This is a genomic window from Streptomyces zhaozhouensis (assembly GCF_900230195.1).
In the GTDB taxonomy this organism is placed as follows: domain Bacteria; phylum Actinomycetota; class Actinomycetes; order Streptomycetales; family Streptomycetaceae; genus Streptomyces; species Streptomyces zhaozhouensis.
Window position 1 is genome coordinate 28,381 of the sequence record NZ_OCNE01000001.1, and the last position, 26,052, is coordinate 54,432.

Consider the following 26,052-nt stretch of genomic DNA (forward strand, 5'->3'; position numbering starts at 1 on the left):
GCGCAGTTCCCCGCGCCCCCAAGCCGCCCACCGGCAGTGCAAGGGCGCGGGGAACGGCGCGAGCAACCACACACCGGGCTCACGCCGACAACCCACCCGAGCCACTCACGGGGAAAGCCCCGCAGGGCTCAGCTGACCCGTTCCGGCCCGTGTTTGGCCGCGCGGAGGCGGGCCTCGGCGGGGAGGGCATCGAGGCCGGCGGAGACCTTCGCGTGTTCGATGGACTCCGCGCGCAGCCTGCGGACCACCTCGTCCGGTCGCGCCTGCGGCGCCAGGACGAGGGCGACCCGCGCCCTCGGCTGCTCGCGGCGGCCGACCAGGGTGACCCGCGCCCGGTCCACGCCCGGCAGGGCCTCCGTCTCGGCGGCGACGACGTCCTCCATCGCCCGCCCGCGCAGCAGCGCGCCGACGCCGTCGCCGCTGTCGACCAGCACCTCGGAGAGCCGACGGCGGCGCAGCTGGGCCAGCAGCCACCACAGGCTCAGCAGCACCAGCAGCGACAGGGAGCCGATCACCACCGGCCACCACCAGCTGTCCTCGCGGTGGCGCAGCCGGTCCCCCTCGCTCAGCAGCACGTCGTCCGGCGTGTCCCACGTCCACCACGAGGGGGTGGTGAAGCCCCAGCGCTCGGGCAGGTCGAGCGTACCGACCAGCACCGACAGGCCGAGCAGGAACAGCGCGACCCCGGTCAGGGCCAGCAGCACCCGGTTGACGATCCGCAGCATCCCGACCGCTTCCTCTCGCTTATCGTTTCGCCGGCCGGCGCACCTGGACGGCGAGGGCCGGCCGGCGGGCCAGACCCAGCTCGTCGATGCCGTCGCCCAGCACCGCGTCCAGGTCGGCGCGGACCGCGTCCAGCTCGCGGAAGTGCGCCTCGGCCGCGACCCTGATCCGGCGCCGCCCCACCGCGACCCGCACGCTGCGCACCCCGGAGACCTCCAGGGCCCGGTCGCGCAGCACCAGCGCGGCGGCGGACCGTTCGATGCCGGCGCGCATCAGTGCGCTGTCCTGGCGCATCGGCAGCAGCCGGCGCAGGCCGGGGGTGAACGCCAGCACCACGAGACCGACGCCCAGCACCATGGCGAGCGCCGCGCCCGCCACCACCCAGCCGTCGTCGAGCGGGCGGGTGGCCAGGGCGTCGGCCGTCTCGCGCCGCCAGGCGGCGGCCGGCCGGTCGGCGCGCACCGAGACGATGTCGAAGAGCAGTAGCCCAGAACCGGCCAGCAGCGCGGCGGCGACCAGCCCGGCCGGCACCCGGCGCACCGACCAGAAGCGCGGCGCGCGCCCCTCCTCGGCCTGCCCCGGCTCGTAGCGGGCGGTCGAGGCGGACTGCCGCATCGGATCCGACGCGTCGCCGTCGAGGGGGGTCCCGTCACCCCGGCCGCCGCCCGGCTCCGGGGGCGGTGCCGGTTTGCTCAGCCGGACGGTGTCCCCGCCCCCGCCGCGTTCCTCGAACGGCCCCGCGTCCGCCGGGTCGCCCTCGCCGCCCGAACCCCGGTGGGCGTGACGGGCGGTCACAGCAGCTTCCCCGACGCGGCGCCGTCCAGCTCCGAGGAGTGCAGCCGCTCGACGGCGACGGCCACCTCCTGCAGCTCCATCCCGGCCAACTCGCCCACGCGGCGCGTCACATGGTGGCGCACCGAGCCGCACTGGGCGCCGATGTCCGAGGGGTAGCCCAGCTCGACGGAGACCCGGACGCTGGCCAGCCCACCCGTCCCGTCCGCACCCGGCGGGCGACGCACCACGGCCGTGGCGTGCGGCCCGCCGTGCCGGCCGCGCGGGGCCGGGGGGTCGGCGCGCCCCGCCCGCAGTGCCTCGCGCGCCGCCTGGGTGGCCAGCTTGGCCACCACCCGGTCGGCGATCCGGGTGGTGCCGCGCTGGCCGGCCGGTACTTCCTGTTCCACCGTCATCGCCGCCGGTCGCCGCCCCGGGTCCCGGAGCGGAAGAGGTCGCCGGGCTCCAGGTCGCCGTCGACGAACCGGCCGACCACGAAGCCGATCGCTCCCAGCGCCGCCACCAGCAGGAAGGCCGCGAACCCGCCGAAGTATCCGGCGAAGCCCAGGGCCATCCCGGCGACCATGCCGATCACCGCCATGCTCATCTCGTACTCCTCAAGTGGAACGACGTGCTGCCGACAACCGCGAGATCACCGGAACGGGGTGGTCACTGGAGCTGACGCTCGTCGTCGTCCTCCTCGTCGTCGGGCAGCTTGACGTCGACGACGTTGACGTTGACCTCGACGACCTCGAGTCCGGTCATCCGCTCGACGGCCGTGATGACGTTCTCCCGTACGGTACGGGAGACATCGGGGATGGAGACCCCGTACTCGACGACGATCTCGAGGTCGAGCGCGGTCTGCACCTCGCCGACCTCGGCCTTGACCCCGCGGGTCACGGACCGGCTGCCGCCCGGCACCCGGTCCCTGACGGCCCCGAAGGTGCGGGCGAGCCCGCTGCCCATGGCGTGGACGCCGACGACGTCGCGGGTGGCCATGCCCGCGATCTTGGCCACCACACCGTCGGCGATCGTGGTGCGCCCCCGGGTCGCCGGGTCACCGGTGCCCCGGCGCGTGCCGAGCGTCCTGCCGGACTCCGTCGCCTGCTCGGCCCCCTGGTCCGCCCCCTGGCCCGTCCCCTGCTCCGTGGTGGTGTCACTCACTGTGCCTCGCCCCTTTCCTGGCGGCGGCTGTCGGCCGTCGCCTCCTTGGCCACACTAAGCGCGGCGGGCTCCGCGCCCCGCTCGCGGCCGCCCGATCGGGTGGCGCCCCGGGCGGCCGTCGCCACGCTCCTGGGAGATGCTGTACCCAGCCCTGGCCGGTTGAGTACAAACCCATGCAGGACGGAAGGTGGCAACAAATGGGCGGCGACGGTCTGTTGAGCACGATGCGACGTCAGCTGGGCCTGGGCAGGCTGCTGCCGGTGCGGCAGGAGGAGGCGTGGGCGGGGTGGCTGACGGAACGCGCCGCGCGCGCCGCGCTGACCCGGGCCGTCGCCGAGGCGGTGCCGGAGGTGCGCCTGGGCGAGTTGCGGCTCGGCGGGGACGGGGACCGCCCCGACCCGCCGGAGGACGCCGCGCTCCCCGCGCCCTCCGGGGCGCTGCCCCCCGGGCCGCTGCGGGTGAGGGCCGAGTTCGCGGCCTACCCGGCGGTGCCGTTGACCGGGGTGGCCGAACGGGTGCGGGCCGCGTTGGCCGCGGAGGCGACGGAACGGCTGGGGCTCCCGGTGGCCGCCGTCGACCTCGAGGTCACCGAGCTGCTGTCGGAGCCGCCCGAGCCCTCCGGGCCGCCGCACGAGCCGCCGTCGCCGCCGGACGCCCCGCGCTCCGGCGGGCCGTGCGCCGACGCGGTGGCCGAGGCGGTGACGGCGGTCGACGGGGTCGCCGGGCTGTCGGCCGTGCTCGACGGCTGGCTGGGCGCGGTCCGCGTGGAGGACCGTCAGGAGCCCCCGTCCCGGCTGGTGCGGCTCCAGTGGGAGGCCGAGGGGAGCCGCCCGCTGCCCGCGCTGGCCGAGGAGGTGGCCCGCACGGCGGCCTCGGCGGCCGCCGGGGACGGCGGGGCCCCGGGGCCGGTCCTGGTGACGCTGCTGGTCACCGCCGTCGACTGAGCCGGGGCCGGACGCGTCAGTCCAGGCCGGCCAGTTCCCTCAGCCGGCGGCCCTGGGCGGCGCGCTCGGCGGCGCGTTGGGTGTCGTAGTCCTGGTGGGTCGCGGCGCGCAGCAGCGCCTTGGTCTCGATCAGCGCGCCGCGCTCCGCGGCCAGCAGGGCGGCGGTCAGGTCGTCGGTGGCGGCGGACAGTTGGTCGGCCGGCACCACCAGGTTGGCCAGCCCGAGGCGTTCGGCCTCCGCCGCGTGCACGGCGCGCCCGGTGGCGCAGATCTCCAGCGCCCTGGCGTAGCCGACGAGTCCGACCAGCGGATGGGTGCCGCCGAGGTCGGGGACCAGGCCCAGGCTGGTCTCGCGCATGGCGAACTGCGCGTCCTCGGCACAGACGCGCAGGTCGCAGGCGAGGGCGAGTTGGAAGCCCGCGCCGATGGCGTGTCCCTGGACGGCGGCGATGCTGACCAGGTCGGGGCGGCGCCACCAGGTGAACGCCTCCTGGTAGGAGGCGATGGTCGCGTCGCGTTCGGACTCGGGTGCGCCGGCCAGGTCGAAGAGCGAGAGCTGGCCTTCGATTCCTTCCGGGGTGAGGGCCCGCCGGTCGAGGCCGGCCGAGAAGGAGACGCCCTCGGCGCGCAGCACGGCGACCCTGACGTCCCCGGTCAGCCGTCGTCCGGTCTCGGCGAGGGCGTGCCACAGGGCGGGGGTCTGCGCGTTGCGCCGCGCGGCGTTGGTCAGCGTGACGGTGGCCACGGCGTCGTGGACGGTGACACGCACACCGTCCTGGTCGAGCAGGCTCATCGGGTCTCCGCTCGTTACTCGGCAGTAGTGATGCCTGGAAGCGTAACGATCGGCGCCCGTGCCCGGTCGTCCGGGGCGGTCGGGGCGGGGCTCAGGCCGAGGCGGCCTTCTTGCCCCGGGTCGCGCCGCCGCGGCCGCGCAGGGTGACGTCGGCCTCGCTCAGCATCCGGTGGACGAAGCCGTACGACCTGCCGGTCTCCTCGGCCAACGCCCGGATGCTGGCGCCCGACTCGTACTTCCGCTTCAGGTCTGCCGCGAGCTTCTCGCGCGCGGTGCCGGTCACCCGGCTGCCCTTCTTCAGAGTCTCGGCCACTCGTGCCTCCTCATACGAAGTGCGCTCTGGACTCTCATGATCACCCCTAACCGGGGTTCTGGCCACCCATTCGTCGCGGTACGTACGACAAACGGACCGCTCGGGGACCGTTCCGAGAAGGCGGAACGGCGCGGGCGGGCGCCGCGCTCGGGCACGAAGCGGCAGGTGAAAGCGGCGGACAGGGCGCGTGGACGGGGCACGGGGCGAGCGCGGCGCGCCGGACGTTCCGACACGCCCGGCTACGACCGCACTCACTCAGATGAATGATCACCCGTGCGTCGATTGGTCCATCGCCGCGTGATCAACGGAACCGGAGACGCCCCGGTGGGCCGTTCAGGCGAGGGCGACCAGATCCGCGTAGTCCGCGCTCCAGAGGTCCTCGACGCCGTCCGGCAGCAGGATGATGCGCTCCGGCTGGAGGGCGTCGACGGCGCCCTCGTCGTGGGTGACGAGGATGACCGCGCCGCTGAAGCTGGCCAGCGCGCCCAGGATCTCCTCGCGGCTGGCCGGGTCCAGGTTGTTCGTCGGCTCGTCGAGCAGCAGCACGTTGGCCGACGAGACGACCAGGGTGGCCAGCGCCAGCCGGGTCTTCTCGCCGCCGGAGAGCACCCCGGCCGGCTTCTCCACGTCGTCGCCGGAGAACAGGAACGAGCCGAGCGTCTTCCGCACCTGCACTAGGTCGAGGTCGGGGGCGGCGGTGCGCATGTTCTCCAGGACCGTGCGCTCGGGATCCAGGGTCTCGTGCTCCTGCGCGTAGTAGCCGAGCTTGAGTCCGTGACCGGGGGTGACCCTGCCGGTGTCGGGGGACTCGACGCCCGCGAGCAGGCGCAGCAGGGTGGTCTTGCCCGCGCCGTTGAGGCCGAGGATGACGACCCGTGAGCCCTTGTCGACGGCGAGCGAGACGTCGGTGAAGATCTCCAGCGAGCCGTAGGACTTCGACAGCCCCTCGGCGGCCAGCGGGGTCTTGCCGCAGGGCGCCGGGTCGGGGAAGCGGAGCTTGGCGACCTTGTCGCTGCGGCGCTCCTCCTCCAGGCCGGCCAGCAGCCGCTCGGCGCGGCGGGCCATGTTCTGCGCGGCGACGGCCTTGGTGGCCTTGGCACGCATCTTGTCGGCCTGGGAGTTGAGCGCGGCGGCCTTCTTCTCCGCGTTGGCGCGCTCGCGGCGGCGGCGCTTCTCGTCGGCCTCGCGCTGGATCTGGTACTGCCGCCAGCCCATGTTGTAGATGTCGATGGCGGCGCGGTTGGCGTCCAGGTAGAAGACCTTGTTGACGACCGTCTCGACGAGGTCGATGTCGTGGGAGATCACGATGAGCCCGCCGCGGTAGGTCCGCAGGAAGTCCCGCAGCCAGATGACCGAGTCGGCGTCGAGGTGGTTGGTCGGCTCGTCGAGCAGCAGGATGTCGGCGTCGGAGAAGAGGATGCGCGCCAGCTCGACGCGGCGGCGCTGACCGCCGGAGAGGGTGTGCAGCGGCTGGCCGAGCACCCGGTCGGGCAGACCGAGGCTGGCGGCGATGGTGGCCGCCTCGGCCTCGGCGGCGTAGCCGCCCTTGGTGAGGAACTCGGTCTCCAGCCGCTCGTAGCGGCGCATCGCCTTCTCCCGGATGGCGCCCTGGCCGCCCGCCATCCGCTCCTCGTTCTCCCGCATCCCGCGCAGAACGGTGTCCAGCCCCCTGGCGGAGAGGATGCGGTCCCTGGCGAGCACGTCGAGGTCGCCGGTGCGCGGGTCCTGCGGGAGGTAGCCGACCTCGCCGGAGCGGGTGATGGTGCCGCCGGCGGGGGTGCCCTGGCCGGCCAGGCACTTGGTGAGGGTGGTCTTGCCGGCGCCGTTGCGCCCGACGAGGCCGACCCGGTCGCCCTGGGCGACGCGGAACGAGGCGCTCTCGATCAGGACGCGGGCGCCGGCGCGCAGCTCGATCCCGGATGCGGTGATCATGGACAGACTCCAGGTACGGAACGTGTGAGAAGGGGTCGGATCAGCGCTTACGGCCGCTAATGCACGAGGAACGGAGTGTCCATGGCGGCCATTCTAGCCGCGCCGCGCAACGCGTTTTCCGCCCACCGTCCCCCCGCTCCTCCCCCACCTCAGGCGCCTCCGCTGTGAACCTGGAACGCCGCCCTGCGGACCCGTTTGGCGACGGTCTGGTCGGGGTGGACGGCCGCCAGCGCCAGCAGCACCTGGACGGTGCGCGGGTGGCCACAGATTCGGATCTCGTCCACCAGTTCGGCGACGTTCGGCTGCGGGGCGGTGTCGAGGTGGTCGAGCAGCAGCCGCTCGGCGCCGTGCTCCTGGGCCGCCGACGCGGTGTCCACCCACAGCCAGGTGGCCTCCTGCCGGTTGAGCACGCCCAGCGAGGACTCCGCCGTCTCGCGCGGGTCGCCGCCCTCGTGGTCCGCGAGCCACAACAGCGCGTAGGGGCGCAGCACCGGGTCGTCCACCACGGCGCGGACCGCCTCGGACGCGGGGGCGCCGACCACCCGCAGCGCCTGGAACGCCAGCCCCCGGATCAGGGCGTCCTCGCCCTTGGCGGCGGCCAGCAGCTCGTCGACGGCCGGGGCGGTGGGGCGCACCGCGAGCCAGGCGCGGTACTCGGCGCGGGCCGGGCCGGGGGTGAGGTTGGCGCAGCCGCGCAGCATGGCGACGGCCGACTGCTCGATGTTGCCGGCGGGGCTCTGCGCGGCGACGCAGATCTGCTCCAGCTTGGTCCACATCGCCCAGCTGCCCAGGTCGGTCAGGCGGGCCCTGGCCGGGCGGTCGCCGCGGGCGTGCAGGGTGAGGGCGCCGACGGAGGAGAGCGCGTCCAGCGCCCAGCCCAACAGCCGGACGCGTTCGGCCGTGGTCGCGCGGTCCTCGGCCTCGGGGGGCTCGACGGGTTCGGGCGCCGGGGTGTCGGGGCCCGCGCCGTCCGGGCGTTCGGCGCGCAGCTCGGCGACCCGGCGGCGCATCAGGTCGATCAGCCCGGCGGCGGTGACCGGGCCCTCGGAGAGCCGCATCACGGAGAGCAGCTGGGGCATCGCGGCGACCACGTCGGTGACCAGGGAGGGGTCGGCGTCCGGCGGCGCTGGGCGGGCCAGGCACCAGGCGTCGAAGAGCGCGACCCAGCCGCGCAGCGCCGCCGTGTCGTCGCGCTCCCAGGCGCGCAGCCGCCAGCCGGCGCTGACCGCGCCGTCCTCGCCGTCGATCTCCAGCAGCCCCGCGAGCCGGGCACGGCTCCAGTTCTCCCGCAGCTCGGCGGTGGACATCCCCAGCTCGCCGGCGGCGCGGGCGGCGTCCTGCTCGGGCGAGAGCCCGGCCTCCCGGGCCCAGTGCGCGACCCGCACCGCGTCGGCCAGCAGCTCGCGCGCCTGCCGCGCCAGCCGTTCGGGAGGCAGCACGCCCTTGGGTGGCCGTGGGGTCCGTCTGCGCTCCCCGGTGCGGCGCTGAACGGGCGCTCGTTGCGGGGCGTTCTGCGGGACAAGGCGCAACCGGGGCTCACGCGGAGTTCGGGACGTCACCCGAGCAGTTTCGCCGTTAGGGCCGTCAAAGCCCAAACCCCCCGCCCAGAGCGGTAGATGACGGACATCCGCGCGGCGTCGCCGCGGGTCCGGGGGCGGGGCTCACATCAGGGGGGTGAGGAAGCGGCGCAGCGTCTCCTCGTAGCCGCCGGGGTCGGCGTTCCACATCGCGGCGTGCTCGGCCCCCGGAACGGTGTGCAGCAGCACGTTCTCCGGGTGGCGGCCGGCGAGGTCGCGGCTGGCGGCGAAGGGGGCGACGGTGTCGTCCGGCCCGTGCAGCAGCAGCACGGGCGGGGGCGCGTTCCGCTCGCCGGTGGGCGGCATCGGGGGCGGGCCCTCCGGGAGCGCGTCGCGGCGCGCGGCGGCGACGGCGAGCGGGCGCAGCGGCGCGGGCAGGCCGCGCCGGACGGCGAGCGCACGCAGGGTGGCGGTGGGCGAGAGCACCGGGGAGTCGAGGACCAAGCCGGCGACGTGACGGCGCAGCGGGGAGTGCGTGGCGGCGTACAGCGCCATCGTCGCGCCGGCGGACCAGCCGTAGAGCACCACCCGGCGCGCGCCGGAGCGCACAGCGAAGCGGAGCGCCGCCTCCGCGTCGTGCCACTCCCCCGCGCCCAGCCGGTAGACGGGGTCGACGCGGCGCGGGGCGCCCGGGTCGCCCCGGAAGGCGGGCAGCAGGACGGGGAACTGGTGCCGGTGGAGGAAGGGCAGCACGTTCAACGGGCCCTCCCTGGTGGTGCCGAGCCCGTGCAGCGCGATCAACCAGGTCTCGCGGTCGCCGGCGACATGCCAGGCCGGCAGGGTGACCGAGCCGTGCGGCAGCGCGACGTCCGTGTACTCGATGCCGAGGGCGGAACGCGGGGTGCCGACGTGCAGTTGGGGCGTGAGGCCGACGGAGGCGCCGGTGGCGAACGGGGCGGCGGCACCGCTGGTGAGCAGGCGGCGCACGACGGTGTCCGGCGAACTGGTCACCTCCAGCGGCTCCCCGACGACGGCCGAGCCGTGGCGGCCGGTGAGCCGGTAGGTGCCGGGACGCAGGGAGAGAGGGGAACGGGTGAGGGTGACGGTGTCGGGCGTGCTGTCGTGCACGGCGAAGCGGACGCCGGCGAAGCCGAGGGGCCGGCCGGCGCCGGCCGCGCCGAGTCCTGTGCGGGTGGCCCACCGCGTCACCAGGGCCGTGCCCAGCCCGGCCCCGGCCGCCAACACCGTGCTGGCGGCGACCGCCGCCGTGATCCGCCGTCGCATGACCCCAGCATGGGAGCGCGCCGGGGGAAGGGCCACGGGGCGGCCCCCGTTCGGGTTCCCCGCCGCCCCGCCGCTCCGTCGCTCCGTCGCTCCGTCGCCCCGTCGCTCCGTCGGAAGACCTCAGCGGCGCGCGTCGTTGCCGTAGTCGCGCAGGCGTTCCCTCACCTCGGCCAGCCGCGCCTCGTCGAGCAGGGTCGGCTGACGGCCGGGGACGGAGCTGGCCGCGAGCCACACCTCGCACATCCATTCCAGCTGCGCGGTGTGGTCCATCGCCTGCCGCAGGTCCCGGCCGTGGACCAGCGTGCCGTGGTTGCGCAGCAGGCACGCGCTGCGTCCCTCCAGCGCCGTGAGCGCCGCGCTCGCCAACGCGTCGGAGCCGTACGTCGCGTACGGTGCCACCCGGATCGGCCCGCCCATGGCCGCCGCCATGTAGTGGATGGTCGGCACCTCGTCGACCAGCGTGGAGACCGCCGTCGCGTGGGCGGCGTGGGTGTGCACGACCGCGCCCGCTCCGGTCTCCCGGTAGACCGCGAGATGGAGGGGGAGCTCGCTCGTCGGCTTGAGCCGGCCGGCCACCACCCGCCCGTCGAGATCGACGGCGAGGAGGTCCCGGGGCCCGAGTGAGCGGTACGGAACGCCACTTGGCGTGACGAGGACCGTCTCGCCGAGGCGGACCGAGAGGTTACCCGAGGTGCCGACGACCAGACCATCGGTGACCGTCTGCCGGGCGGCCCGCACCAACTCCCGCCAGGCGGAACGCCATTCGGCGGGTATCGGCCGCCGCCCCCCGGAGGGACCCGCCGAAAAAAGGATCGAAGCAACAGCGTTACGCCGCCGTTCATTCATCTTCCGTTCACCTATTCACCCTACGTTAACTTCGCTTGTCCCCACCCCGCCGAACGATTGTCCGGTACATGGAACACTTCACGCTGTTGATCGCGATCGTGATCATCACGGCTTTGGCGTTCGACTTCACCAACGGCTTCCACGACACGGCCAACGCGATGGCCACCACCATCTCGACCGGGGCGATGAAACCCAAACCCGCGGTCGCGATGTCGGCGATTCTCAACCTCGTCGGAGCGTTCCTCTCCGTCGAGGTCGCCAGAACCATCTCCGGCGGGATCATCGACGAGGAGGCGGGCATCCAGCCCGAAGTGATCTTCGCCGGGCTGGTGGGCGCGATCGTCTGGAACCTGCTCACCTGGCTCGCCGGCCTCCCCTCCAGCTCCTCGCACGCGCTCTTCGGCGGCCTGATCGGCGCCACCGTCGCCTCGGTCGGCTTCGGCGCGATCAACGGGGACGCGGTGATCACCAAGGTGGTCATCCCCGCCGTGGTGGCCCCCCTGGTGGCCGGGATCGCGGCGACCATGGCGACCCGGCTGACCTACCGGGTCACCAGGAACGCCGACGAGGCCGCCAGTTCCAAGGGCTACCGCGCCGGGCAGATCGCCTCCGCCGCGCTGGTCTCCCTGGCGCACGGCACCAACGACGCGCAGAAGACCATGGGCGTGATGACGCTGGCGCTGATCGCCGGCGGCTCGCTGGCGCCCGACTCCGACCCCCCGCTGTGGGTCATCACCTCGGCCGGTGTGGCCATCGCGCTGGGCACCTACCTCGGCGGCTGGCGGATCATCCGCACGCTGGGCAGGGGTCTGACGGACATCCAGCCGCCGCAGGGCTTCGCCGCCCAGACCAGCGCGGCGACGACCATCCTGGCCTCCTCGCACATGGGGTTCGCGCTCTCCACCACCCAGGTCTGCTCGGGCGCGGTGACCGGCTCCGGGCTGGGGCGGCGCGGCGGCGTCATCCGGTGGAACACGGTCTCCCGGATGGTCGTGGCGTGGCTGCTGACGCTGCCGGCCGCCGGCCTGGTCGGCGCGCTGGGCGCGCTGCTGGCCGAGCAGGGCGACTGGGGCGTGGCGACGGTCGCGGTGCTGCTGGTCGTGGTGAGCGGCGCCATCTGGGCGCGCTCGCGCCGCCGTCCGGTCTCCCACGACAACGTCAACGACGACGACCCGAACGCCCTGCCGGCCGAGGAGACCGTCGCCGTCCGCGACGAGGAGCCGGTGACCGACGCGTCGGTGGCGGACGCCTCGACGACCGGGAAGGTGAACGGAACGGTGAACGCGTCCCCCGGGACCCCGGCGCACACGTCGGGCGCCGGGGACGAGGAACCGGCCCTGGCCGTGCTCGCGCCGCCGGTCGTCGAGCCGGACGGTGAGGAGCGGACCGCGCCGGCGGACTCGACGGCCGGGCGCTCCACCCCGACCGCCTCCTGAGCCCCACCCCTGACACCCCCTGACACCCCACCCGGAAACACCTCGAAACGCGAAGGTCCTCACACGCGATGAACATCGAATGGGACGTGCTGGGCCAGGTCATCCTGGTGTCGGTGCTGCTGACCGTGGCCGTGGTCGGGCTCTTCTCGCTCGGCATCCGGACGAGCGGCCCGACGAGCGGTGCCCCGGCGAGGTCGGCCGGCTATCTCTCCTTCGGGCTGTGCGCGGCGGCCGTCTGCTACGGCATCTGGATCATCGCCGCCTGACGCCCGCCGCCCGCCCCCCGGGTGGGGCCCGGTGCCCGGCGGATGCCCGCCGGGCACCGGGCCCCGTGCGTGTCGACGGCGGGTCAACGCCCGCCGCGCCGACGGCCGCTCAGGCGGCGCGGCGGCGGGCGTAGACCACCGTGCCGGCGCCGACGGCCAGCAGCGCCAGGCCGCCGCCGACCACGTACGGCGTGGCGGAGCCGCCGCCGGTCTCGGCGAGGTCGCCGGCCGGACGCTCGCCCTCGCTCCGCGGCGCCGGCCCCTCGGGCTCCTCCGCCTCCGGCTCCCGCGCTTCCTCCTCGGGCGCGGGCGCGCCCGCCGGGGTGGCGCAGGCGGCCTCGGCCAGGGTGACCCGGCCGCTGACGGTCGCCACGTTGAGCTCCAACGGGTCGATGTCCACGGACAGTTCGAGCGCCGTGGCGGCGGCGGAGGCGTCGGTGGTCTCGCGCTGGCCGAGGGCCAGGGTGACCTCGCCGACACCCGGCACCTCCAGCCGGGTCTCGCCGGTGGAGTCGAGGGTGACCTCCTGACCGAGGACCGTGGCGCTGGCCGGCACCGTCGTCTCGGCGACGGGGGTCTCGCCGGCGGCGCAGTGCGCGCGGGAGTGCACGGCGCTCAGCTCGATCAGCGAGAGCGCGCCGAGCCCCGGCAACCGGACGCGGGCGCCCACCAGTTCGGTGTCGGCCGTGGCGGCCGACTCGTCGGCGGCGGCCTCGGCGCGGGCGACCTCGGCGCGCAGCACGTCGAACGGCCGGCCGTCGGCCACCCCGTCCAGGGTGGCGGTGAGCAGCGTCTCGTCGGCCGAGGCGCCGTCGGCCGGGGCGCTGACCTCGTTGAGCGCCAGGTTCAGCGGCAGGTTGGCCGCGCCGTCCAGCAGCGAGACGTCGAGCGTGGTGCGCAGCACCGCGGCGTTCGCGGTGCCGTGGGTCTCCCCTTCCGGCGCCTCGTCGGCGGCGGCGGGCGTGGCGCCCGCCAGAAGCGCGCCGCAACCGGCCGCCAGGGCAAGGGAGAGGGACCGCCCGAAGGCAGAGTTGAACACGGGTGATGAACCCCCACGAGATGGTGAACGTCGCCGCCGCGTGAACAGGGACAGGCGCGGCGGCGACCGGGACGCCGCCATCCTTCGGCCTGCCGGGGGTGATCGATGACCATCAGAGGTCACTTCACTCATACGAGGGAACGTCCAGCCGCATGGGTGTTCCCCGTTCGCACGGTGGGCCGGCGCGCACGCCGGCGCTTACCACGTCCCGCGCGCCTCAGCCCACGATCCGGCCACGCAGCACGACCCGGTGGGGGCGGGCCAGCGCGGTGAGGTCGCGGCGTGGGTCCTCGGCGTAGACGACCAGGTCGGCGGGGGCGCCCTCGGTCAGTCCCGGCCGGCCGAGCCAGGCGCGCGCCCCCCAGGTGGCGGCGGAGAGCGCGGCCAGCGGGGGCAGCCCGGCGACGGCGAGTTCCGCGACCTCGGCGGCGATCATCCCGTGGGCGAGCGAGCCGCCGGCGTCGGTGCCGGCGTAGACCGGGATGCCCGCCTCCCAGGCGGCGCCCACGGTCGCGTGCCGGCGTTCGTGCAGCCGCCGCATGTGCGCGGCCCAGCGCGGGTAGCGGCGCTCGCCGCCCTCGGCGAGCTTCGGGAAGGTGGCGATGTTGACCAGCGTCGGCACGATCGCGACACCGCGCTCGGCGAAGAGCGGGATGGTCTCCTCGGTGAGCCCGGTGGCGTGTTCGACGCAGTCGACGCCCGCCTCGACCAGGTCGCGCAGGGAGTCCTCGGCGAAGCAGTGCGCGGTGACCCTGGCACCCTCCTCGTGGGCGGCCGCGACGGCCTCGCGCAGCACGTCGGCGGGCCAGAGCGGCGCGAGGTCGCCGCGTTCCCTGTCGATCCAGTCGCCCACCAGCTTCACCCAGCCGTCGCCCGCGCGCGCCTCGCGGCGCACCCGCTCGGGCAGTTGGGCGGGCTCGATCTCGTGCGCGTAGTTCCTGATGTAGCGGCGCGGACGGGCGATGTGGCGTCCCGCCCTGATGACGCGCGGCAGGTCCTCGCGCCGGTCGATCCAGCGGGTGTCCGCCGGCGAGCCGGCGTCCCGCAACAGCAGGGCGCCGGCCTCCCGTTCGGCCGTCGCCTGCGCCTCGGAGGTCGCGGCGTCGACCGCGCCCTCGGGGCCGAGGCCGACGTGGCAGTGGGCGTCGACCAGGCCGGGCAGCGCATAGCCGCGGACCGTGGTGACCTCGCGGGTGGAGGCCGGCGGGGTGAGGCTGATCCGGCCGTCGACGACCCAGAGCTCGTCGCGCACCTCCCCCTCGTCCGTCGCGGCGGCCGGGCCGGTCAGCACCCGACCCGTGACACGCAGCACCTGACCGTTCGACAACGGGACCTCCCTGGAGCGGAATCGACGGGCGGCGGGCGCCGCCGACCCCGGAGCGGCGGCGCGGCGGCGCATGGGCCGGGAACTCGTCTCATACCAGCCGGTTCACGAGCCTCGGCAGCCTACCGATCCCCTGCTACGCTCCCAACTCCCGGGGCTGGACGAAGATACGGACACCGCACGACCTGTCGAACAAACGCCGTCGGCAGGCACCGAGGAGCCGCACACCCGAGGAGGCCGGCGTGGCCAGCCCCAGTGAAGACTTCCACGCCTTCTTCGAGCGTCACCATGTCGAACTCTCCCGACTCGCCTATCTGCTGCTCGGCGGTGACGGCGGCAGGGAGGGCGCCGACGATCTCGCCGCCGACGCGTTGGTCGCGCTCTGGCACCGTTGGGACCGGATGGCCGGCACGGAACGGCCGTTGGCCTACGCGCGGGGCGTGGTCGCGAACCTCGCCCGTTCGCAGATCCGCACCCGGATGCGGGAACGCCGCCGGATCGCGCTCTTCTGGGCACGGCAGGCGGAGCACACCGAGGGGCCCGACGTCCCGGCGGTGCTGGACGTGCGGGCCGCGCTCGCGCGGTTGCCGTACCGCAAGCGGGCGTGCGTGGTGCTGCGCCACGCGTTCGACCTCTCGGAACGCGACACCGCGCGGACCCTGGACATCACGGTGGGTACGGTGAAGAGCCAGACCTCGCGCGGACTGGCCGAACTGCAACGCCTGTTGCGCCAGACGGAGGTCCGCGCGGGGGAGGCGGGCGGGGCTCCGGAGTTGTTGCGGGCGCTGTCCGCCGGCCCACCCCAGCATCGCGGCTGGTGAGCGGTCGCGCGCCCGCGCGCCCGCCGCCGCGCGGACGCAGAACCGGAAGAGGACGAGTGCTGATGGCCGACCGCGAGGAGACGCGGGAGCTGCTGCGGGCGGCGGCGGCCGAGCACCGCCCGGACCGGGAGCGGATGCGGGCGCGCGTCGCGCGCGGGATGGCGGCGCGCGGCCCGGCCGCCGTCGCGCCGCGCCGCCGGCGGGGGCGGCTGGTGGCGGGGGCGGTGGGGGCGGTCGGCTGTGTGCTCGCGGTGACCGTGCTGGCCGGCGGGTGGCTGGGCGGCGACGAACGGGGCGGCGCGACGGCCGCCTCGCCGTCGGCGCGGGGCACGCTGGCCACGTCGGGCGAGATCTACCGGGACGACAACCCGTACTGGTCGCAGAGCGAGGTCACGCTCGAAACAAGCCACCCGCTCAGCGCGCTGACCGTGGAGGTGCGGGTGGTCGCGGACGAGGAGGCACGGCCGACGGGCGGCTGGCGGACGCCGCCGGAGGAGGACTTCGTGTTCACCACCGGCGAGGAGGGCGGGGACCTGGTCTTCCGGTGGGAGTTGCGGGAGGGCCGGGAGGTGCCGGAGGGGGAGCACGTCTTCGCCGCGCAGTACGACCACGGCGAGGGGCCGAGGGACGCGGCGTTCGACCGCTACCTGGTCACCGGCGAGGGTCCGGGCGGCGCGGTGGAGGGCGGCGGCGGTTTCAGCTGACCGGCCGCGTCCCGTTGGCATTTGCCACCGGCGATCCGCATAATCTTTTCCGCGCCTTCGGGGTACCGGGCGGAGAAAACTTCCACCATGCGAGACACCGGCCGGTCGACCCGAATTCGGCAGCGGTTTCCCGAGGTTTATCGGGGTGGGGGACCGAGGCGCTTCTTCCCGGTTTTCTGATCCCTAAACCGACTCGCCCGAGGGTGGCCCCAACGTCACACCGTCGGGCCAGCGGGGTCACACCGTCGTTACGAATATGTGACCAAGCGCACGAACGCGCCCGTTTTGCCCGGTAACTAACGGACAAACCGCCTCGTTTCGCCGAGCCTCCCCGGCCGACCCACGCGCGCGCGTAACACATCTCCCCCACCCTCGTTAACCCCGCCCGGCGATGCATTTTCCACTCATGCTGGGTAAATTCAATTCGCATGACCCCCGCACAAGCAGACCATGCACGTGCCGTCGATTACCAGGAAATAGCCGGGACAGTGGAACAAGGAAACGGGCTCACGCTCGACACACCACAGTTGGCGGACGGGGCCATCCTCTGGCGGATCGCCAAGGACTCCCGCGTTCTTGACCTGAACTCTTCGTACAGTTACCTGCTGTGGTGCCGTGACTACGCCGGCACCTCTATCGTGGCCAGAGACGCGTCGGGCGAACCGGTCGGCTTCATCACCGGATACGTCCGCCCTGACGCTCCGGCGACCCTGCTCATCTGGCAGGTCGCCGTCGACCACGCACAGCGGGGACGCGGCCTCGCCGCCGCGATGCTCGACGCCCTGGCCCGCCGGACGGGCGAGGAGCTGGGGGTGACCACCATCGAGACCACCGTCACACCGGACAACACCGCCTCCAACCGGCTGTTCGCCGCCTTCGCCGAACGGCACCTGGCCTCCGTACGGCGCGAGGTGCTCTTCGACAGCCAGGCGTTCCCCGAGAGCGGCCACCAGCCCGAAGTGCTGTACCGGATCGGCCCGATCCGCGTCCCCGACGTCGCCGCCGCGCGCTGACCCGACGACCACTCTTCGCCTCACCTGGAGATCCGCTGTGACCATCACCCAGCCCGACCTGAGCATCTTCGAGACCCTGGAGTCCGAGGTGCGCAGCTACTGCCGCAACTGGCCGACGGTCTTCGACCGCTCGCGCGGCAGCTACCTGTACGACGAGGACGGCCACACCTATCTCGACTTCTTCATGGGCGCCGGGTCGCTGAACTACGGCCACAACAACCCGGTCCTCAAACGCGCCCTCATCGACTACCTGGAGCGCGACGGCGTCACCCACGGCCTGGACATGTCCACCACGGCCAAGCGCGCCTTCCTGGAGACCCTCCGCGACGTGGTGCTGGTCCCCAGGGACATGGACCACAAGGTGATGTTCCCCGGCCCGACCGGCGCCAACGCCGTCGAGTCGGCGCTGAAGCTGGCCCGCAAGGTGAAGGGCCGGGAGTCGATCGTCTCGTTCACCAACGGCTTCCACGGCATGTCGCTCGGCGCGCTGGCCGTGACGGGCAACGCGTTCAAGCGGGCCGGCGCCGGCATCCCGCTGGTGCACGGCACGCCGATGCCGTTCGACGACTACCTGGACGGGCAGACCCCGGACTTCATCTGGTTCGAGCGGCTGCTGGAGGACACCGGTTCCGGGCTCAACCAGCCCGCCGCCGTCATCGTGGAGACCGTGCAGGGCGAGGGCGGCGTCAACGTCGCCCGTCCGGAGTGGCTGCGCGCGCTGGCCGACCTGTGCAAGCGCCACGACATGCTGCTGATCGTCGACGACATCCAGATGGGCTGCGGCCGGACCGGCGCCTTCTTCTCGTTCGAGGAGTCCGGCATCGTCCCCGACATCGTCACCGTCTCCAAGTCCATCAGCGGCTACGGTCTGCCGATGTCGCTGTGCCTCTTCCGCCCCGAGCTGGACGTGTGGGAGCCGGGCGAGCACAACGGCACCTTCCGGGGCAACAACCCGGCCTTCGTCACCGCCTCCGCCACGCTCAACACCTACTGGGCGGACGGCCAGATGGAGAAGCAGACCCTCGCCAGGGGCGAGCAGATCGAGAACGCCCTCAGCGCGCTGGCCGTGGAGCACGCGCACGCCGGCGCGAGCTACCGGGGGCGCGGCATGGTCTGGGGGCTCACCTTCGACGAGGCCGACCGCGCGCGCCGGGTCTGCCAGCGCGCCTTCGAGCTGGGGATGCTGGTCGAGACCTCCGGCCCGCAGAGCGAGGTCGTCAAGCTGCTGCCGGCGCTGACCGCCACGCCCGAGGAGCTGGACGAGGGCCTGCGCGTGCTCACCAGGGCCGTACGCGAGACCGACTGACCCACCCGAGGACCCCACCGGCGTCCCCCGCGAGTCGGGGGGCGCCGTCCCCTTGGACCACCACCGGTCCGCCGGGGTCCACCACCGGGACACGGAAATCCACAGAGGAAAGGAAGCGCACCAACGTGATCGTTCGATCGCTCAGCGACATCGAGGGAACCGACCGCGACGTGAAGTCCGCCTCCGGCACCTGGCGGAGCAAGCGACTGCTGCTCGCCAAGGAAGGCGTCGGGTTCTCCTTCCACGAGACGGTGCTCTACGCGGGTACCGAGACCACAATGTGGTACGCCAACCACATCGAGGCGGTCTTCTGCGTCGAGGGCGAGGCGGAGCTGACCAACGAGGAGACCGGCGAGAAGCACCTGATCAAGCCGGGCACCATCTACCTGCTGAACGGCCACGAGCGGCACACCGTCCGCCCGAAGACGGACTTCCGTGTGCTGTGCGTGTTCAACCCCCCGGTCACCGGCCGGGAGGACCACGATGAGAACGGGGTCTACCCGCTGCTGACCGAAGCCTGATCGATACGAAGGGAGCACTATGACCACCGCACCCGAACGCACCGCAGACCTGTACCCGACCCGCGGGGCCACCGAGGTGGCCACCCCCCGGCAGGACCCGGTGGTGTGGTCCGAGCCGGGAACCTCAGGGCCGTTCAGCGGCGACGAGTTGGGCTCGTTCGAGCGGGACGGCTTCGCGGCCATCGACCAGTTGATCACTCCCGAAGAGGTCGCCACCTACCGGGCGGAGCTGGACCGCCTGGTGACCGACCCCGGGGTGCGCGCCGACGAGCGCTCCGTCGTGGAGCCCAAGTCGGGCGAGATCAGGTCGGTGTTCGAGGTGCACCGGATCAGCGAGGTCTTCGCCGGTCTGGTCCGTGATCCGCGGGTCGTCGACCGCGCCCGGCAGATCCTCGGCTCGGACGTCTACGTCCACCAGAGCCGGATCAACGTCAAGCCGGGGTTCGGGGCGAGCGGCTTCTACTGGCACTCGGACTTCGAGACATGGCACGCGGAGGACGGGCTCTCCCGGATGCGGACCGTCTCGGTCTCGATCGCGCTCACCGAGAACTACGACACCAACGGTGGGCTGATGATCATGCCCGGGTCGCACCTGACCTTCCTCGGGTGCGCGGGTGAGACGCCGAAGGACAACTACAAGAAGTCCCTCCAGATGCAGGACGCAGGCATCCCGTCCGACGAGGCCCTGACCGGGTTCGCCGACCGGCACGGCATCCGCCTCTTCACGGGGAAGGCCGGGTCGGCGACCTGGTTCGACTGCAACTGTATGCACGGCTCCGGCGACAACATCACGCCCTATCCGCGCAGCAACGTGTTCATCGTCTTCAACAGCGTGGAGAACGCGGCGGTCGAGCCGTTCGCCGCCCCGGTGCGCCGGCCGAGCTTCATCGGCGCGCGGGACTTCACCCCGGTGCGCTGACCGCGCGTCCCTCTGCCCCGGTGCCCGGGGTCCGCCCAGGTGAGGCGGGCCCTGGGTACCGGGGTTTTCCCGTGCGGGCCGCCGTCGCTCAGGGATGGTCCTGGGCGTCGGGGCGGGCCGGCGGCGCCGGTGCCGGCCCGGACGCCGCGTCGGGCTCGGGCTCGGGCTCCGGCTCTGGCTCGGTTTCGAACTCCGGCTTCGGCTCGGGCTCGGCCTCCGACTCGGGCTCCGGCTCCGGCTTCCGGAACAGCGCGCGGTTGATCTCGCGCGCCTCGGCGGCGAGCGCCGGCTCCTCCAGAACGGTCACCCCGGCGGCGCGCAACCGGTGGTCGCCCGCCGCCGTCACGAAGAGCGGAGGCTCGCGCCAGGCGTAGACCACGGTGGGGATGCCGGCGGCGATGATCAGCTCCGCGCAGGTCGTGGGGCGGGAGGCACGCTGGCCGCAGGGTTCGAGCGAGCTGTAGAGGACGGCGCCGACCAGCCGGGGGTCGTCGGCGGCGAGCTTGGCGAGCGCGGCCTCCTCGGCGTGGTCGGTGGGGTGGGTCTCGCGCGAGTAGCCCGTGGCCATCCGGGTGCCGTCGGCCGCGACGATCACCGCGCCCACCGCGAACGCGGTCGGGCTGGGCGGGCTGCGGCGGGCCAGCTCCAGCGTCTCGCGCAGCCGGCGGCGCCGCTCCTCGGGCGGCGGCGGCCCCTCGGTCGGGTAGTGCGTGTTCATGCCGTCGTCCCTTCCACGCCGGGGGCGCCGACGGGTTCCCCCGGGGTCCCGCTCGCCGGGCCGGTCAGATAGCGGAGCAGCACGCACTCCCCCAGCCGACGGGTCTCGGCCAGTCGCATCGGGCGCTCGGGCCCCTGGGGGAAGGCGACCGGCCGGGTGAAGCGCGGCCGGCCCGCCTCGCCCAGCAGGAACGGCGCCACGACCAGGTGCAGTTCGTCGACGAGGCCGGCGGAGAGAAACGCCGTGTGGATCTCGCCGCCGCCCTCCACCATCAGCCGGCGCACCCCGCGTCCGCGCAGGTCCGCCAGGACGCGGGGCAGGTCGAGCGGGTCACCGCCGGCCACCACGGTGGCCGCGCCGCCGAGCGCGGCCACCGCGCCCGGCAGCCGCGTCGCGGGGCAGTAGACCAGCCGCTCCCCGCCGCCCACGGTGAACACCCGGGCGCCGGGGTCGAGTCGGCCGCTGCCGGTCAGCACCACCCGGGCCGGGTCGGCCGGCAGCCCCGCGGCCTCGCGGGCGGCGCGGCGTGCGGCGGAACGCACCAGCAGCCGGGGGTCGTCGGCGCGGACCGTGGCCGCCCCGACCAGGATCGCGTCCGAGGCGGCCCGCACCGCGTCCACCCGGTCCAGGTCCTCGGCACCGGAGAGCACCAGCCGGCGGTCGGTGCGGTCGTCGAGGAACCCGTCGATCGAGGTCGCGCAGGAGAGCAGCACCCTCGGGCGGGCGGCGGCGCGGTCTCGCGCGGGGTCGGGGGCGCGGTCGGGGTCGGGGCGTCGCATCCCGCACACGGTAGTCGGCGCGGCGGCGTGCGGGCGCGGGTTCACGGGACGGCCGGCGGCGCGGTGCGGCGGATCGCCAGGGCCAGGGTGTCGTCCGGGTGCAGGATGACCGTGTGCATCTCCTCGGCGAGCCGGCCGGGGATCGCGGCGATCGGCAGGCCCGTGGCCCGGGCGGCGGCCTCGACCAGCCTGGCCTCGCCCTCCAGCGGGTTCTTCCGGCTCTCCGTCAGCCCGTCCGTGTAGAGGAGCAGCAGGTCGCCGGGGTCCAGCCGGGTCGTGAGCATCTCGTCGCTGCCGGCCATCGGGAAGCCGATGCCGCGCCCCTTCAGGTCGAGATAGCCGTGCCGCCCGTCCCGGCGCAGCACCAGGGCCGGCGGGTGGCTGCCGTTGGCGAGCGTGACCTCGCCGCTGGCCGGGTCGATCCGCACCAGCAGCAACGTCGCCATCAGCGCCGGGTCGAACGGGTGCAGCACCTCGTCGGTGCGGGCCACCACCCGGTCCAGCCGGTGCCCCTCCAGGACGAGGGTGCGCACCGCGTGGGTCACGTTGAGCGCGGAGCGGGTGCTGGTCACGCCGTGGCCGAGGGCGTCGACGACGGTGATGTGGAGCGAGCCGTCCGGCAGCGTGAACCAGTCGTAGAGGTCGCCGCCGGTGGGCGCGTCGGTGCCGGCCGGCGCGTAGTGCACGGCCATCTCGACGCCCGCGACCTCGACGGGCGGCGGCCGCAGGGCGTCCTCCAGCTCCCGCAGGGTCTTGCCGTGGGCGCGGCGCAGCCGTTCGTCGCGCTCCTCCAGCTGCACGTAGAGGGCGAGCACCCCGCTGTTGGTCTCGGAGAGCTCGTGCTTGAGGCGGCGGTGGTCGGCGGCGAGGGCGTCGGCCCTGGCCAGCGCGTGCTGGAGCTCGTGTTCCAGCGCCTCGTCCTCGGGGCCCTCCCGCCCCGGGCGCTCCCGCCAGGTCACCGGCAGCTCCCAGCGGACGGAGCCGTCGTCGCCCACCTCGGCGGGCAGCGGGAGTTCGGCCAGGTCGGGCACGGTCTCGTGGTCCGCCCAGCGGCAGGCGACGGTGAGCAACGGCGGGCGCGCGGCGGCGCGGCGCAGGGTGCTCTCCAGCGTGACGGGGCGCCCGGCGGCCAACTCCACGCCGGCGACGGCGCTGACCGAGACGACCAGCCGGGCACGCAGGTCGACGGGCAGGCCGTGGCGTCTGGCGATCTGCCGCACGGCCCGACGCAGCGCGTCGAGGTCGGCGAAGCGGTTGCTGTCCTTGCTGTTCATGACCTCACGTGGGGATGGCGACGACCGCCGCGTCATCGCGGACCCGTCGGTGGCGATGGGCGAGAAACGGGGCGAGCAGGGTCGGCGGCAGCCGGGGCGGCCCGGCGGCGGGCGCGCGGTGCCAGCCGGGGTCGATGCCGTCGGTGTGCAGCAGCAGCGTCTCCCCCGGCACGCGCGGCAGCCGGTGGGCGACCAGCCGCGGCAGGGTGTAGCCGACGATGCCCGGCGGTCCGGCCGGCCCGCCGTGCGGCCGTCCCAGACCGATCCGCACCAGCCGCACGTTGCCGACGGCCGCGAACGCGGCCTCCTCGGCGCCCAGCCGCAGCAGCGCGACGGCGGCGCCGCGCGAACGGCGCAGCGCGCGGTGCTGGCGCGTGAGCAGCTCGGTGAGCGGCAGCGACGGGTCCTCGTCGAAGACGGCCAGCGCGGTCTCGGCGGCCCGTTGGGCCTCGGGGCCGTGGCCCAGCGCGTCGACGAGCGCGACCGTGGGGCCGTCCGGCGTCTCCCGCACGGCGAACGCGTCGCCGCAGCACGGCTCCTCCCGTTCGCCGCGCGCGCCCCCGGGTTCGGCCGCGTCGTCCGGGGCGGCCGGCAGGCAGATCGCGCCGAGCGGCTCGGACTCCCGCGCCCCGGGCGCGGTGAGGGTGGCGCGGACCAGGGTGCCGTCCGGGTCGGAGTGGAGGGTCAGGGTGTCGGCGATCCTGCGGACCGCGCCGAGTCCGCTGCCGAGGGTGCCCGCGGTGGAGAAACCGTCGGCGAGCGCGGCGCGCACGTCGGCGATGCCGGGGCCGTGGTCGGCGGCCGTCAGTTCGAGGCCGCCGCCCCGGGGCAGCGGCTGGAGGTAGAGCACGCCGGCGCGGGCGTGCTTGTCGAGGTTGGTGGCCAGTTCGCTGGCGAGGACCGCCGCCTTCTCCGGCAGCGCGCCCGGCAGTCGGAGCGCCCCCGCCAGCGCGCGGGCCTCGGTGACGGCGAGGTGCACGGCCGAGACGTGGTCGACGCGCACCTGCCGGGTGACCCGGGACGGTGGAGGGCCGGTCACCCGCGCGTTACCCCGTCGCCCAGCGGGTGACGCGGACGGTGGTGCCGCCGCCCGGCGGGCACTCGACGTCGAACTCGTGCATCAGGCGCCGGGCGCCGCCGAGGCCGTGGCCGAGCCCGGCGCCGGTGCTGAAGCCGTCGTTCAACGCGGCGTCCAGGTCGGGGATGCCGGGCCCCTCGTCGCTGACGGTCAGCCGGATGCCGCGCCCGCCCTTGCGGCTGAGCTGCTCGATGACCAGGACACCGCCGCCGCCGTGGATGTAGGCGTTGCGCACCAGTTCGCTGGCGGCGGTGACGACCCGGGTCTGGTCGACCAGACCGAGGTCGACGGCGAGGGCCGCGGCGCGCACCGCGTGCCGCGCCTCCATCAGGTCCTCCTCGACGCGGACCGGATGCTCGCTGCGACTGGTCACCGGCCCCGGCGGTCCGGCGAACGGCGGCGCCTGCCGGCTGGCCAGCCGCACGGACGGCTCATCCGGCATGGTCGCCATGCCCGACCTCCTGGGAAGACGCGGTGCGGAACCAGCCCAGGGCGGCCATTCCGCGTTCTGCGGTGAGCGCGGTCTCCACGCCGTCCAGCCGCAGCCCCAGCTCGACGAGGGTGATGGCGACGGGCGGCCGCATCCCCGCGACGATGACCCGGGTGCCCAGGAGTCGGGCGGTGGTGGTCAGTTCGCTCAGGGTGCGGGCCACGAACGAGTCGATGATCGTCAGCCGGGAGATGTCGATCAGCACGCCCGTGGCGCCCTCGGCGGTGATGCGTTCGGTCAGCTCGTCGAGGAACGCCGTCGCCGACCGGTCGTCCAGTTCCTCCAGCAGCCCCGTGACCAGCACGTCGCCGAGGCGCAGGATCGGCACGCCGGTCGCGCGGCGCACCCCGGTCACGAGCCGACCCCCACGCCGGCCGGCAGCGGGGCGTCGCCGGTGATCCGCAGGGCGGCGGCGAGGGCGTCGGCGAGGGTGGCGCGGGTCAGGATGGCGGAGAGGTCGACGCCCAGCTGGGCGATGGTCTGGGCGATCGGCGGGCGGATGCCGCTGATCACGCAGTCCGCGCCCATCAGCCGCACGGCGGCGACGGTCTGCATCAGGTGGTGCGCCACCGAGGTGTCGACGGCGGCGACACCGGTGATGTCGATGATGGCGACCTGCGCCTCGTCGTCCTTGATCGACTGGAGCAGGCTCTCCATCACGACCTGGGTGCGGCTGGTGTCCAGCGTGCCGATCAGCGGCACGGCCAACACGTGGCGCCAGAGGCGGACGACGGGGGTGGACAGCTCCATCAGCTGACGGCTCTGCCGGCTGATGATCTCCTCGCGGGTCGCCACGTACTGGTCGAACGCGAGGATGCCGCCGGCGTCCAGCACGCGGTTGAGCACCACGGCCGCCTCGAACAGCTCGGTCGCGTCGCGCGTGGAGCGGCGCAGGATCTCCAGCACCACGTCCTTCAGCGCGAGGACGGCGAGCGAGATGGCCGCCGGGGTCGCGCCGCCGCGCGCGCGGCGCAGGGAGAGGTCGGCCAGGGTGCGGCGCAGCTCGGCGTGTTCCCCGGCGAGCCGGGCGGTCGGCAGCTGCTCGTCGGCCAGCGCGCCGCGCAGGGAGGCGACCAGCTGGTCGGCCTCGCCCCTGAGCTCGCCCTCACCGATGCCGGCGACCAGGACGTCCTGCTCGACCTGGAGGTTGATCCAGTTCTCCGCGATCTCCGCTTCGTGGTCGCGCAGGGCGCGGGCCACCCGGGCCCGTCCCGCCGACTCGATGGCACTCACATCAAACCCTCTCGTACCGCGGTCGCACCGGCGCTCCGCCCTTCCCCCCGAGGCGTCCTGGGATGTCATCGACGTGTGAAAAGCCCATAGTTGCCGCTCGGCAAACTTTAGCCTTCCCCGCCCTGCCGCCGTAACCCGAACGGCCACCGCGGCGCCGGTCGTTATCCCGCCGTGGCCTCGGAGGTTCCGACGCGCCCCCCGAGCGTACGGGGACCGGGCGGGCCCTCGGCGCGGTCCCCCCACGGGGCAGGCTCGGTGGAGAAACGGGAGGTGGGAGGCCGGGCGGCCGCGTCGTCGCGGGGCGCGCGGTCCGGCGGGACGCCCGCGGCCCGGGGCCCTTCCGGGGCCGCGGCATCGGGCGGGACGCGCTCCACGGCGGCCCGGAAGCCGGCGAGCCCCTCGACGAGCGCCCGGCGCGCGCCCGGCGCCATGGCGGCTATCGCCGCCTCCAACGCACGCTCCCTGCGCCCCCGCAGCTCGGCGAGGAACGCCCGCCCGCCCGGCGTCAACGACAGCTGCAGCTCGCGGCGGCTCGCCGGGCTCTGCTCGCGCTCGACATAGCCGAGCGCCTGGAGCCGGTCGCACAGCCTGCTCACCGAGGACGGCGCGGCGCCCAACACCTCGCCCAGACCACGCAGGTTGATCCCCTCCTCGCGCTCCAGCACGTGCAGGACCCGCAGTTGCGAGGGGGAGACCGGCGCGGGGGACGCCGCGTCGCGCCCTCGTTCCCACAGCACCTCCAGCAGCTCGACCAGCTCGGAGGCCGCGCGGGCTGCGTCCGGGGTGGAGCGCGGGGGCGGCGTCACCCTCTTACTCTGGCACCGGCGTTCGCTCCTTGTCACCA

The 26,052-nt window shown here is 74.3% G+C and carries 29 protein-coding genes and 1 pseudogene; 9 read left to right on the forward strand and 21 right to left on the reverse strand.

Features of this window, described 5'->3' with window-relative positions; translation table 11 throughout:
• Nucleotides 1–128 precede the first annotated feature (128 nt).
• The 5 genes from amaP to CRP51_RS00180 all read right to left on the reverse strand — a co-directional run bounded on the left by amaP (nt 129) and on the right by CRP51_RS00180 (nt 2,658).
• Nucleotides 129–725 carry an alkaline shock response membrane anchor protein AmaP gene (gene amaP, locus CRP51_RS00160; RefSeq protein WP_097228831.1) on the reverse strand — a complete coding sequence of 199 codons (597 nt, stop codon included), beginning with the start codon at nt 723–725 and terminating at the stop codon, nt 129–131.
• A gap of 19 nt (nt 726–744) precedes the next feature.
• On the reverse strand, nt 745–1,419 hold the full coding sequence (locus CRP51_RS00165; protein ID WP_097229384.1) for a DUF6286 domain-containing protein: 675 nt from the start codon (nt 1,417–1,419) through the stop codon (nt 745–747).
• Nucleotides 1,420–1,514: 95 nt separating this feature from the next.
• Nucleotides 1,515–1,910, reverse strand: a complete 396-nt coding sequence (locus tag CRP51_RS00170; protein WP_097228832.1) for an Asp23/Gls24 family envelope stress response protein — start codon at nt 1,908–1,910, stop codon at nt 1,515–1,517.
• Nucleotides 1,907–2,101, reverse strand: coding sequence for a hypothetical protein (locus CRP51_RS00175; RefSeq protein WP_097228833.1), 195 nt, complete (start codon nt 2,099–2,101; stop codon nt 1,907–1,909). The genes CRP51_RS00170 and CRP51_RS00175 overlap by 4 nt, the downstream gene beginning before the upstream one ends.
• A 62-nt stretch (nt 2,102–2,163) precedes the next feature.
• Nucleotides 2,164–2,658 (reverse strand): Asp23/Gls24 family envelope stress response protein, encoded by a 495-nt coding sequence (locus CRP51_RS00180; RefSeq protein ID WP_097228834.1) that lies wholly within the window; start codon nt 2,656–2,658, stop codon nt 2,164–2,166.
• A 197-nt stretch (nt 2,659–2,855) separates the two neighbouring features.
• Between CRP51_RS00180 and CRP51_RS00185 the strand changes: the two genes are divergently transcribed.
• On the forward strand, nt 2,856–3,602 hold the full coding sequence (locus tag CRP51_RS00185; protein WP_097228835.1) for a nucleopolyhedrovirus P10 family protein: 747 nt from the start codon (nt 2,856–2,858) through the stop codon (nt 3,600–3,602).
• Between the two features lie 16 nt (nt 3,603–3,618).
• On the opposite strand, the gene CRP51_RS00190 is transcribed toward CRP51_RS00185, so the two are convergent.
• The 6 genes from CRP51_RS00190 to CRP51_RS00215 form a co-directional block, all read right to left on the reverse strand.
• Complete coding sequence (locus CRP51_RS00190; RefSeq protein WP_097228836.1) at nt 3,619–4,395, reverse strand: enoyl-CoA hydratase/isomerase family protein; 777 nt, start codon at nt 4,393–4,395, stop codon at nt 3,619–3,621.
• Nucleotides 4,396–4,486: 91 nt separating this feature from the next.
• Complete coding sequence (locus tag CRP51_RS00195; protein ID WP_193318133.1) at nt 4,487–4,708, reverse strand: helix-turn-helix domain-containing protein; 222 nt, start codon at nt 4,706–4,708, stop codon at nt 4,487–4,489.
• Nucleotides 4,709–5,041: 333 nt separating this feature from the next.
• Nucleotides 5,042–6,640 carry an ABC-F family ATP-binding cassette domain-containing protein gene (locus CRP51_RS00200; RefSeq protein WP_097228838.1) on the reverse strand — a complete coding sequence of 533 codons (1,599 nt, stop codon included), beginning with the start codon at nt 6,638–6,640 and terminating at the stop codon, nt 5,042–5,044.
• Between the two features lie 149 nt (nt 6,641–6,789).
• The gene (locus tag CRP51_RS00205; RefSeq protein WP_097228839.1) at nt 6,790–8,199 is read right to left on the reverse strand and encodes a hypothetical protein; all 1,410 of its coding nucleotides are present in this window, start codon (nt 8,197–8,199) and stop codon (nt 6,790–6,792) included.
• Nucleotides 8,200–8,301: 102 nt separating this feature from the next.
• A complete protein-coding gene (locus CRP51_RS00210; protein ID WP_097228840.1) occupies nt 8,302–9,441 on the reverse strand; it encodes an alpha/beta hydrolase family protein in 1,140 nt (379 codons plus the stop codon).
• A gap of 120 nt (nt 9,442–9,561) precedes the next feature.
• Complete coding sequence (locus CRP51_RS00215; protein ID WP_097228841.1) at nt 9,562–10,287, reverse strand: class II aldolase/adducin family protein; 726 nt, start codon at nt 10,285–10,287, stop codon at nt 9,562–9,564.
• A gap of 68 nt (nt 10,288–10,355) precedes the next feature.
• Between CRP51_RS00215 and CRP51_RS00220 the strand changes: the two genes are divergently transcribed.
• Together CRP51_RS00220 and CRP51_RS00225 are read left to right on the forward strand one after the other, a co-directional pair.
• Nucleotides 10,356–11,723: an inorganic phosphate transporter gene (locus CRP51_RS00220; protein WP_245880283.1), complete on the forward strand. Its 1,368-nt coding sequence runs from the start codon at nt 10,356–10,358 to the stop codon at nt 11,721–11,723.
• 68 nt (nt 11,724–11,791) lie between these two features.
• A complete protein-coding gene (locus CRP51_RS00225) occupies nt 11,792–11,989 on the forward strand; it encodes a hypothetical protein (protein WP_097228842.1) in 198 nt (65 codons plus the stop codon).
• A gap of 109 nt (nt 11,990–12,098) precedes the next feature.
• Here the strand turns inward: CRP51_RS00225 and CRP51_RS00230 are convergent, their stop codons facing one another.
• Both CRP51_RS00230 and CRP51_RS00235 read right to left on the reverse strand, forming a co-directional pair.
• A complete protein-coding gene (locus tag CRP51_RS00230) occupies nt 12,099–13,028 on the reverse strand; it encodes an SCO1860 family LAETG-anchored protein (protein ID WP_097228843.1) in 930 nt (309 codons plus the stop codon).
• 217 nt (nt 13,029–13,245) lie between these two features.
• Complete coding sequence (locus CRP51_RS00235; RefSeq protein ID WP_097228844.1) at nt 13,246–14,355, reverse strand: amidohydrolase family protein; 1,110 nt, start codon at nt 14,353–14,355, stop codon at nt 13,246–13,248.
• 239 nt (nt 14,356–14,594) lie between these two features.
• Here CRP51_RS00235 and CRP51_RS00240 point away from each other — a divergent pair, with 239 nt between their 5' ends.
• From CRP51_RS00240 to thpD, 6 genes are all read left to right on the forward strand, one after another.
• Nucleotides 14,595–15,173: a SigE family RNA polymerase sigma factor gene (locus CRP51_RS00240; protein ID WP_097228845.1), complete on the forward strand. Its 579-nt coding sequence runs from the start codon at nt 14,595–14,597 to the stop codon at nt 15,171–15,173.
• 62 nt (nt 15,174–15,235) lie between these two features.
• Nucleotides 15,236–15,877: a hypothetical protein gene (locus tag CRP51_RS00245; RefSeq protein WP_141514523.1), complete on the forward strand. Its 642-nt coding sequence runs from the start codon at nt 15,236–15,238 to the stop codon at nt 15,875–15,877.
• 428 nt (nt 15,878–16,305) lie between these two features.
• Nucleotides 16,306–16,890, forward strand: a complete 585-nt coding sequence (gene ectA / locus CRP51_RS00250; protein WP_097228847.1) for a diaminobutyrate acetyltransferase — start codon at nt 16,306–16,308, stop codon at nt 16,888–16,890.
• Nucleotides 16,891–16,927: 37 nt separating this feature from the next.
• The gene (ectB, locus tag CRP51_RS00255; RefSeq protein WP_097228848.1) at nt 16,928–18,196 is read left to right on the forward strand and encodes a diaminobutyrate--2-oxoglutarate transaminase; all 1,269 of its coding nucleotides are present in this window, start codon (nt 16,928–16,930) and stop codon (nt 18,194–18,196) included.
• 125 nt (nt 18,197–18,321) lie between these two features.
• Complete coding sequence (locus CRP51_RS00260; protein WP_097228849.1) at nt 18,322–18,717, forward strand: ectoine synthase; 396 nt, start codon at nt 18,322–18,324, stop codon at nt 18,715–18,717.
• 19 nt (nt 18,718–18,736) lie between these two features.
• Complete coding sequence (gene thpD / locus CRP51_RS00265; protein WP_097228850.1) at nt 18,737–19,636, forward strand: ectoine hydroxylase; 900 nt, start codon at nt 18,737–18,739, stop codon at nt 19,634–19,636.
• An 88-nt stretch (nt 19,637–19,724) separates the two neighbouring features.
• On the opposite strand, the gene CRP51_RS29265 is transcribed toward thpD, so the two are convergent.
• The 8 genes and pseudogenes from CRP51_RS29265 to CRP51_RS00305 form a co-directional block, all read right to left on the reverse strand.
• Nucleotides 19,725–20,354, reverse strand: coding sequence for a cytidine/deoxycytidylate deaminase family protein (locus CRP51_RS29265; RefSeq protein ID WP_097228851.1), 630 nt, complete (start codon nt 20,352–20,354; stop codon nt 19,725–19,727).
• Nucleotides 20,351–21,133 carry a RibD family protein gene (locus tag CRP51_RS29270; protein WP_097228852.1) on the reverse strand — a complete coding sequence of 261 codons (783 nt, stop codon included), beginning with the start codon at nt 21,131–21,133 and terminating at the stop codon, nt 20,351–20,353. Before CRP51_RS29270 ends, CRP51_RS29265 begins: the two co-directional genes overlap by 4 nt.
• A 41-nt stretch (nt 21,134–21,174) precedes the next feature.
• Complete coding sequence (locus tag CRP51_RS00280) at nt 21,175–22,407, reverse strand: PP2C family protein-serine/threonine phosphatase (protein ID WP_097228853.1); 1,233 nt, start codon at nt 22,405–22,407, stop codon at nt 21,175–21,177.
• A 4-nt stretch (nt 22,408–22,411) separates the two neighbouring features.
• Nucleotides 22,412–23,446 (reverse strand): ATP-binding protein, encoded by a 1,035-nt coding sequence (locus CRP51_RS00285; RefSeq protein ID WP_097228854.1) that lies wholly within the window; start codon nt 23,444–23,446, stop codon nt 22,412–22,414.
• Between the two features lie 7 nt (nt 23,447–23,453).
• Nucleotides 23,454–23,936 (reverse strand): ATP-binding protein, encoded by a 483-nt coding sequence (locus CRP51_RS00290; protein ID WP_439333096.1) that lies wholly within the window; start codon nt 23,934–23,936, stop codon nt 23,454–23,456.
• Nucleotides 23,917–24,330: an STAS domain-containing protein gene (locus tag CRP51_RS00295; RefSeq protein WP_245880284.1), complete on the reverse strand. Its 414-nt coding sequence runs from the start codon at nt 24,328–24,330 to the stop codon at nt 23,917–23,919. Before CRP51_RS00295 ends, CRP51_RS00290 begins: the two co-directional genes overlap by 20 nt.
• Complete coding sequence (locus CRP51_RS00300) at nt 24,327–25,208, reverse strand: STAS domain-containing protein (RefSeq protein ID WP_097228855.1); 882 nt, start codon at nt 25,206–25,208, stop codon at nt 24,327–24,329. The genes CRP51_RS00295 and CRP51_RS00300 overlap by 4 nt, the downstream gene beginning before the upstream one ends.
• 332 nt (nt 25,209–25,540) lie before the next feature.
• Nucleotides 25,541–26,014 (reverse strand): annotated as a pseudogene (locus CRP51_RS00305) (MarR family winged helix-turn-helix transcriptional regulator); the annotation flags it as partial.
• Between the last annotated feature and the right edge of the window lie 38 nt (nt 26,015–26,052).